Here is a 9,003-nt window from a genome sequence, read left to right as displayed (position 1 = left end):
GGTGGGCGGGCTGGAGACGGGGCTGTTGAGCGGGGCGCTCGCGGGCGCGGGACTGGCGCTGCTGCTGGTGCCCGGTGCGCTGCGCGGGCGCATGGGATGGGGTGACGTCAAGCTGATGGCGGGCGTGGGCTGTGTGCTGGGATTCCCGGCGGTGCTCGCGGCGGCGGCCTTCATCTCGCTGGTGGGCGCACTGCAGGCCGTCATCACGCTGCTGTGGCAGGGGGCCGTCTGGGACACGCTGGCGGCGGTGGCCCGTCGCTGGGCGGTGCGGGCGAAGTTGCTGCGCGAGGAAACCTCTCCCGCTCCCGTGCGACACATCCCCTACGGCGTCTCCATCGCGCTCGGGACTTTCTGGGCCATGTGGTGGCAGCAACAACATCTGGGATAGCGCGCGCACCGTCAGCGCGCACGCACGCAAGAAGGGGATTCACACGATGTCCACGCGCTTCACGCACGCCGTCGCACTTGGCGCCCTCGTCACCCTGGTGGCCAGTGCCCCCGCCCTGGCCCAGGAGGGCAGCACCGTCAACCTCGGTGTCGGCACGCAGAAGGTGCTCACCATCCCCGGCCTCAGCCGCGTCGCGCTGGGCGACCCGTCCGTCGCCGAGGTGAAGACGCTCGGCACCGGGCAGCTGCTCATCACCGGCCAGCAGGAGGGCAAGACGACGCTGCTCGTCTGGAAGTCCTCGGGGCAGCGCATCAGCTACCTGGTGACGGTGCGCAAGCAGGACCCCAACGAGGTCATCTCCGAGATCAAGCGCCTCTTGGGCGAAATCGAAGGCGTGTCCGTGCGCATGGTGGGGGATCGCATCTACCTGGACGGTCAGGCCTACACGACGCAGGACGCGGACCGCATCGAGCAGGTGGTGAGCCTCTACCCGAACGTGAAGTCGTTCGTGAAGATCGCCCCCAACGCCAAGAAGCTGGTCGCCCAGAACCTGAACGCGGCCTTCCAGAAGGCGGGCCTGAAGAACGTGCAGGCCAACGTGGTGGGCGCGACCATTTTCCTGGAGGGCTCCGTGGAGAGCCAGCAGGACCTGCAGAAGGCGGAGCTCATCACCAAGGCCATTGGCGAGAAGGTGGAGAACCTGCTCGTCGTCGGCATCAAGCGGATGATCCTCTCCGAGGTCCAGTTCGTCGAAATCCGCCGCAACAGCCGCGACCGCTACGGCATCAAGTACCCCACGGACATCACCGGTGGCCTCACGGCCGCGGTGGACCTCACCAAGGGGCTCATCCCCGGCGGGGACGCCATCGCGGCCCTCACCGCGAGCGCCACGGGTTCCTCCGAGCTGAGCATCGGCTTCCAGGCCAACGACGGTTACGGCCGCCTGTTGGCGCAGCCCAAGCTGGTGTGCGCGAGCGGTGAGAAGGCGGAGTTCCTCGCCGGTGGCGAGGTGCCGATTCCCCTCATCACGAACACGCAGTTCACGGTGGAGTACAAGCCCTACGGCGTCATCCTGAACATCCGCCCCACCGCGGACCGCAACGGCAACATCCAGACGGAGGTGGAGGCCGAGGCGTCCGAAATCGACACCTCCGTGTCGGTGTCCTTCGGTGGTTCGTCCGCCATCCCGGGCTTCCGCACCCGCAAGGTGAAGACGAACGTCACCGTGCGCCACGGTGAGACCATCGTGCTGTCGGGCGTGTTCAGCCACGACGAGCAGAAGGCCGTCGCGAAGCTGCCGGGCCTGGGCAACATCCCCATCGTGGGCGAGATCTTCAAGAACCGCGCGTTCGACTCCACCAAGCGCGAGCTGGTGATCTTCGTCACCCCGCGCATCGTGAACCCGGACTCGGACAAGGTCCGGAGCATCATCGAGGACGTGAAGACCCGCTACAAGCAGGCCCGCTCCGAGGTGAACTTCAACATCTTCGACTGACGTCCGGCGCCCGCCCCGGGCGCCCCTTCAGCGAACGGCTTCGACCTCCGGGCCGGCCCCGCTCCCCTCCAGAAGGGGGGAGGGTGCCGGCCCGAGAGCTTGCGGGCAGGCGGGCGACCGTCGCAGGAGTCTTTGAGGTCGCAGGAGGGCTTGGTAGCATCCCGACCCATGTTTCTCATCACCCTGGCGGAGAAGGGCGGCGGGACGGAGCAGCGGGAATACCCCAAGAACGAGGTGACGATTGGCCGGCTCGCCGGCAATGACATCGTCCTCGGGAAGGGGAACGTCTCCAAGTACCACTCCCGCATCGTCGAGAAGGACGGACGCTTCATCATCGTGGACATGAAGTCCACGAACGGCACGTTCGTGAACGGCAAGAAGATTGCCGGACCCATGGTCCTCAAGCCCACGGACCAGGTTTCCATCGGCGACTACATCCTCAACGTGGAAGCGCTGGAGGACGCGCCGCAGGACGCGCACGCCGACGAGGGCTACGACGAGGAGCAGGGCGAGGAGGCCTACGAGGAGGAAGAGGCCTACGAGGAGGAGGAGGCCTACGAGGAGGAGGAGCCGGCTCCCGCTGCCGTCGCCGCCCCCAGCCGCATGCCCGCGTCCATGGCCGCGGCCATGGCGAAGAACAAGAAGAAGGTGGACCCGAAGCTGGAGCGCTACTCGCGCCTCCAGAAGGAGATCCACGACCGGCTCATCGAGTACCTCGACCTGCGTCGCATGGACATGGACCGGCTCGGGGACGAGGAGCTGTGGCGCCGCACCGAGAAGGCCATCCGCGACATCATCGACCAGATGGAAGCGGACGGAGAGCTTCCCACGGACGTGGACCGCGAGGAGCTGCTCACCGACGTCATCAACGAGGCGCTGGGCCTGGGGCCCCTCGAAGCGTTCCTCGCGTCGGAAGAGATCAGCGAGATCATGGTGAACCACGCCAACCAGATCTACATCGAGCGCAAGGGCAAGCTCACGCTGTCGGAGAAGATCTTCTCCTCCAACCAGGCGGTGCTCGGCGTCATCGAGCGCATCGTGGCGCCCATCGGCCGGCGCATCGACGAGTCCAGCCCGCTGGTGGACGCGCGCCTCAAGGACGGCAGCCGCGTCAACGCCATCATCCCGCCCCTGGCCCTCAAGGGGCCCTGCATCACCATCCGGAAGTTCAAGAAGGACGCGCTGAAGATCCAGGACCTCATCAAGTACAAGACGCTCACGGCGCAGATGGCCGAGTTCCTGGAGATGTGCGTCACCGCCCGCCGCAACATCGTCATCTCTGGCGGCACCGGCTCCGGCAAGACGACGACGCTGAACATCATCAGCTCGTTCATCCCGGAGGGGGAGCGCATCATCACGGTGGAGGACGCCGCGGAGCTGCAGCTTCCGCAGGACCACTGGGTGCAGTTGGAGAGCCGGCCGCCCAACCTGGAAGGCAAGGGCGCCATCACCATCCGCGAGCTGGTGAAGAACTGCCTGCGCATGCGGCCGGACCGCATCGTCGTGGGCGAGTGCCGCTCCGGCGAGACGCTGGACATGCTCCAGGCGATGAACACCGGCCACGACGGTTCGCTCACCACGCTGCACGCGAACACGCCGCGTGACGCCATCGCGCGGTTGGAGACGATGGTGCTCATGTCCGGCATGGAGCTGCCGGTGAAGGCCATCCGCGAGCAGATCGCCAGCGCCGTGCACCTCATCGTGCAGCAGACGCGCTTCTCCGACGGCACGCGAAAGATTTGCTACATCACAGAGGTTTCCGGGATGGAGGTCGACATCGTGACCCTCCAGGACATCTTCTATTACAAGCAGGATGGTTTCACCGAGGACCACAAGGTGCGGGGCCGCTACGTGGCCTCGGGCTTCGTGCCGAAGTTCTATGACGAACTTCAGCGCAAGGGCCTTCCGGTGAACATGAGCATCTTCCGCGAGGACTGACGCGCCCATGGCAACCCTGGTCGTCCGTCACCCTGACGGCACTGAGCACGAGCACGAAATCGCTGGCGAGCTGAAGATTGGCCGCCAGCAGGGCAATGACCTTGTCCTCACGGAAGGAGGCGTGTCGCGGCAGCACGCGCGCGTCTACGTGGAGGCCGGCACCGTCTACATCGAGGACGGCAACAGCCAGAACGGCACGTTCGTGGACGGTCAGCGCATCGAGGGGCCCACGGCGCTGATGCCGGGCTCCCAGGTGCTGCTGGGCGACTACGAGATGAAGCTCAAGGGGGGCGCGAAGGGCTCCAGCGGCCGCCGGGCGGCGACCCCCGCGCCCGAAGCGGGCGACCCGGAGACGCTCGCGGACGCCCCGGTGAAGGGCACGCGCGCGATGCCCAGCATCAAGGCCAAGGCCACCGCGAACGGGGCCCCGAAGCCCGCGGGCGCGGCGCTGGCGAAGCGGCCCGGGCGGCAGCCCCTGCCCACGGGCGTGGTCGCGGGAGTGGGCGCGGGGCCGGTGCTCAAGGGCCTGACGGGGCCGTGGGCCGGCAAGTCCTATCCCATCACCGCGACGCTGCTGGTGGGCCGCGCGCCGCCGGCGGTGGTGATGCTGGATGACGACTCCGTGAGCCGCAAGCACGCGGAGGTCCAGCGCGAGGGCAACGTCGTGCGGGCGCGTGACCTGGGCAGCGCCAACGGCACGCTGCTCAACGGCGAGCTGCTGGGGCAGGAGTTCGTGGACCTCCAGCCCGGGGACGTCCTCCAGTTCGGCGTGGTGGAGATGGCCTACGAGGCCTCCGACACGCCCGCGCGGCGTCCGGGGACGGGCGCGGCCATCCCGTCCCGGAGGGGAAGCCGGGCGGAGCCCGCGACGGACAACCGGCGCAAGCTGGCCGTCATCGTCGGCGGCGTGGTGGCCCTGTTCGCGGTGGTGGCGGTGGTGAAGGTGTCCTTCGCGCCGGGTGTTTCGAAGAACCCGAAGCCCACCCCGGCCGCGTCGCAGGACCCGCAGCAGCAGGTGCAGGAACTGCTCAGCGAGTGCCGCTCCTACGCGTCCAACGACCTGGGGCCGCCCAACTGGCAGCGGGCCGAGCAGACCTGTGAGAAGGCCCTGGACCTGGACCCCATCAACGCCGAGGCGAACAACCTCGTGCGGCGCATCAAGCTGGAGAAGGAAGCCTTCGAGAACATGGAGTTCGCGAAGAAGTCCGTCGAGCTGAACCGCGAGAAGGAGGCCCTGCAGGCGCTGCGCAAGATTCCGAAGGAGAGCGAGTACTTCCGCCGCGCCCGCGCGAAGGCGCGCGAGTCCGCCGAGCGGTTCGTGGAGCGCGCGAAGGACGACTGCAAGCGCTACCTGGGCAACGCGCAGTGGAGCGCCGCCGTGCCTCGCTGCCAGGACTACATGGAAGTGTGGTGCCAGAAGCAGAGCAAGGAGGACATGGAGCCGCCGCTGGGCCAGACGCTCCGGCTGGAGGGCGGGCTGCGCCGCAACGAGTGGCGGCCCAAGGACCCCATGTTCGTGAAGTTCCTGGTGGCCCGGCTCCGGTTGGATCGCAACGCGGCGCCGTGGACGTGCCCGGTGTCGGACGTGCTCACCGAGGACAGCATCGGGCCGGATCAGGCCAGCGAAGTGCGCACCATGATGAACAACCGCTACAGCCCGAAGCTGATGCAGGCGGCGATGATGGACTACTGGCACGGCCGCGGCAGCGAGGCGCTGGCGACGTTGCAGAAGCTGCGCTCCAAGGAGGACTCCGCGCAGTTCCACGCCCAGGCGGACGACCTGATGCGGGACGTGTCCAACGTGGATCAGCTCTTCAAGGCGGGCGCGAGCGCGCTCAACCTGGACGACCCCGAGCGCGCGGTGGAGCCCTTCAAGGAAGCGCTGTCCACGGACAAGCGGCTGATGGGCGAGCTCGCGGAGACGCACCTGTCCTTCTACCGGAAGAACATCTTCCAGGACATGGCGTCCAAGGCGTACCAGCGCGGCAAGCACTTCGCGGACCGCGAGGACAAGCGCCGCGGCTGCAAGATCTGGAAGCTGGGCTTCGAGTTCTACAAGGGCAACACGGACCTCAACCGCGCGGTGGCCTTCTGTTCGACGCAGGCCCAGCAGGCGCTGTCGGAGGTGGCCGGCTGCCAGGACCTGTCCATCGTGGAGGACTACGCGGTGCAGGGTGACGGCATCGCGGAGATGGTGGCCACGAAGAAGCAGGAGCTGAAGTGCCGGTGAGGGGCTTCGTGGACAGGGAGCGGGAGGCGCGCTAGGGACGGGGGATGGCCGACACCAGCCCCCCGCGCTCCGAGCGCCGCCTGGCCCTCTTCGACGCCTCTGGCTTCATCTTCCGCGCCTACCACGCCATCCCCCCGCTCACGACGAGCAAGGGGGTGCCCACCAACGCGGTGCTGGGCTTCACCCGCATGGTGCTCAAGGCCCTGCAGGAGCTGAAGCCCACCCACGTGGCCCTGGCGTTCGACAAGTCGGGCCGCGTGGAGCGCCAGAAGATCGACCCGCAGTACAAGGCGAACCGCAAGGCGCCGCCTGAGGACCTGACGCCCCAGTTCCCGCTCATCCGCAAGGTGGGCGACGTGCTCAACCTGCCGTCGCTGGACGCGGAGGGCTGGGAGGCGGACGACGTCATCGGCACCCTGGCGATGCAGGCCAAGGCCGAGGGCTACCAGGTGCTCGTCGTCACCAGCGACAAGGACTTCATGCAGATCGTCGACGAGGACATCACCCTCTTCGACCCCCAGAAGAACAAGCGCATGGCCGTCGTGGACGTGCAGGAGAAGCTGGGCATCCTGCCCCGGCAGGTGCGCGACTTCCTCGCCCTGGTGGGCGACGCGGTGGACAACGTCGCCAAGGTGCCCGGCGTGGGCGACAAGACGGCGGTGGAGCTGCTGCACCAGTTCGGCGACGTGGAGACGCTGCTGTCGCGGCTGGAGGAAGTGAAGAAGCCGAAGATCCGCGCGGCGCTGGAGGCCCACCGCGAGAGCCTGGTGCGCGCCAAGCAGCTGGTCACCTTCAACACCACGCTGCCCCTGGGCGTGAAGCTGGACGACCTGGTGCGGCGCCCGCCGGACTCCACACGCGCGCGCGACCTGTTCACGGAGCTGGAGTTCTTCGCGCTCCTGCGGGACCTGCCGGCGGAGGAGACGCCGCGTCCGGACGTGGCGCCGCTCGTCACCACCACCACGCTCGTCACCACCGAGGCGGAGCTGAAGACGCTGGCGGACGCGGCGCGCGCGGCCGGGGCCGTCACGCTGGTGCCCGCCTACGAGGGCCTGCCCTTCGCGGCCCCGCTGGTGGGCCTGGGCGTGGCGCTGCCGGACGGCACCACGCGCTACGTGCCCCTGCGGCACCAGCAGCTGGGCGCGGCCCAGGTGCCGGTGGCGACGTTCGCCTCGGTGATGCGGGACGTGCTGGCGGACGCGGGCGTGAAGAAGGGCGGCCATGATCTCAAGGCGCTCACGCTGGTGCTGGCCAACGAGGGGCTGCCGCTGGAGGGCGCGCACGACGACGTGGAGCTCCTGAGCTACCTGCTCAACCCGTCGCGCCGCGAGCACGCGCTCGCGGACCTGGCGCGGGAGCGGCTGCGCTCGGAGCTGCCCGCGCTGCCGGCGTCGGTGGAGGGCAAGAAGGGCAGGGCGCTGACGGACCATGGCCCGGAGGAGGTGGCCGCGGGGTACGCGGTGCGCGCGGACGCGGCGCGGAGGCTGGCGCCGGAGCTGTGGCGTGAGCTGGAGCTGGGGGGCCTGGCGGAACTGGCGCGCACGCTGGAGCTGCCGCTGTTGCCCATCCTGGCGCGCATGGAGCGCGAGGGCGTCAAGCTGGACGTGACGGAGCTGGCGCGCACCTCCGAGCGCGTGGACGTGGAGGTGAAGGCGAAGGAGGCCGAGTGCCACACGGCCGCCGGCCACGTCTTCAACCTGGGCTCCAACCCGCAGCTGGCGCAGGTGCTCTACGAAGAGCTGAAGCTGCCCATCCTCAAGCGCGGCAAGACGGGGCCGTCCACGGATCAGGAAGTGCTGGAGAAGCTGGCCGAGGAGCACGGCAGCGTGCTGGCGCGGGCGCTCATCGAGTACCGGGGCCTGTCCAAGCTCAAGAGCACCTACCTGGACACGCTGCCGACGCTGGTGGGGAAGGACGGGCGCGTCCACACCACGTACCACCAGGCGGCCACCGCCACCGGCCGGCTGTCCTCGTCCGACCCCAACCTCCAGAACATCCCCATCCGCACCGAGCTGGGCCGGGAGATCCGCCGCGCCTTCGTGGCGGAGGCCGGGCACCAGCTGGTCAGCGCGGACTACTCGCAGGTGGAGCTGCGGCTGCTCGCGCACATCGCGGAGGATCCGGTCCTCATCCAGGCGTTCCTTGACGATGAGGACATCCACAGCCGCACGGCGGCGGAGATCTTCAGCATCAGCCCCAAGGACGTGGACCGCGAGCAGCGCCGCGTGGCGAAGACGGTGAACTTCGGCATCGCGTACGGCCTGTCTCCGCACGGCCTGTCCACGCGCCTGGGGATTTCACAGGAGAGCGCCCGCGACATCATCGAGCGGTACTTCACCCGGTACGCGGGCATCCGCCAGTACCTGGAGGACACCGTGGAGAAGGCGCGCAAGGTGGGCTACGTGGAGACGCTCTACGGACGCCGCCGCCTGATGGGCGACCTGCTGTCCAAGAACCGGGGCGTGGCGCAGGCCGCCGAGCGCGCCGCCATCAACATGCCCATCCAGGGCACCGCCGCGGACCTGATGAAGAAGGCGATGCTGGCGGTGGACGCGGCGCTGCGGCAAGAGAAGCTGAAGACGCGCGTGCTGCTCCAGGTGCACGACGAACTGCTCTTCGAGGCGCCGGACGCGGAAGTGGACGCGGTGAAGGCCCTGGCCGTGCGGTGCATGAGCGCCGTCGCCGAGCTGAAGGTGCCGCTCAAGGTGGACGTGGGCGCAGGGAAGAGCTGGGCGGACGCGCACTGAAGCGCCGGAGCCCGGGACGAAAAAAGCGGGAGAAGCGCCCACCCCCGTAGGCGCCCTCCCGCGTACTTCCCCGTCCCCACTTCCCCCCGACAAATATGCCGATCCGTCCGACCGGCGGAGCGCGCGGACCCCCATCCACGCGTTCCAGCGTTCGAACCTGTGTGCGCGCTCACCGCTCCCCCGAGCAGGAACACGCTCCCCAAGG

Annotated in this window: 5 protein-coding genes; all 5 read left to right on the top strand. The window is 68.7% G+C overall.

The window, feature by feature from the left end; all coding sequences use genetic code 11:
- Nucleotides 1-388, top strand: a 388-nt coding sequence (locus D7X12_RS35640; protein ID WP_147443893.1) for a prepilin peptidase, incomplete at its 5' end; no start/stop codon positions are given.
- A 46-nt stretch (nucleotides 389-434) separates the two neighbouring features.
- Nucleotides 435-1,883 carry a type II and III secretion system protein family protein gene (locus D7X12_RS35635; RefSeq protein WP_120629667.1) on the top strand — a complete coding sequence of 483 codons (1,449 nt, stop codon included), beginning with the start codon at nucleotides 435-437 and terminating at the stop codon, nucleotides 1,881-1,883.
- Between the two features lie 168 nt (nucleotides 1,884-2,051).
- Nucleotides 2,052-3,821: a TadA family conjugal transfer-associated ATPase gene (locus D7X12_RS35630; RefSeq protein WP_120629666.1), complete on the top strand. Its 1,770-nt coding sequence runs from the start codon at nucleotides 2,052-2,054 to the stop codon at nucleotides 3,819-3,821.
- Between the two features lie 7 nt (nucleotides 3,822-3,828).
- Entirely contained in the window at nucleotides 3,829-6,051 is a 2,223-nt protein-coding gene (locus D7X12_RS35625; protein ID WP_120629665.1) for an FHA domain-containing protein, read from the top strand.
- 44 nt (nucleotides 6,052-6,095) lie between these two features.
- Entirely contained in the window at nucleotides 6,096-8,798 is a 2,703-nt protein-coding gene (gene polA / locus D7X12_RS35620) for a DNA polymerase I (RefSeq protein ID WP_120629664.1), read from the top strand.
- The last annotated feature ends 205 nt before the right edge of the window (nucleotides 8,799-9,003 follow it).

This window comes from Corallococcus sicarius (genome assembly GCF_003611735.1).
GTDB lineage: Bacteria > Myxococcota > Myxococcia > Myxococcales > Myxococcaceae > Corallococcus > Corallococcus sicarius.
This window is presented reverse-complemented; position numbering and strand designations above follow the sequence as displayed.

What these genes read in the sequence shown, in the direction of transcription:
- D7X12_RS35630 (WP_120629666.1), top strand. Translation starts at nt 2,052, where the DNA reads ATGTTTCTCATCACCCTGGCGGAGAAGGGCGGCGGGACGGAGCAGCGG.
- D7X12_RS35635 (WP_120629667.1), top strand. Translation starts at nt 435, where the DNA reads ATGTCCACGCGCTTCACGCACGCCGTCGCACTTGGCGCCCTCGTCACC.
- polA (WP_120629664.1), top strand. Translation starts at nt 6,096, where the DNA reads ATGGCCGACACCAGCCCCCCGCGCTCCGAGCGCCGCCTGGCCCTCTTC.
- D7X12_RS35625 (WP_120629665.1), top strand. Translation starts at nt 3,829, where the DNA reads ATGGCAACCCTGGTCGTCCGTCACCCTGACGGCACTGAGCACGAGCAC.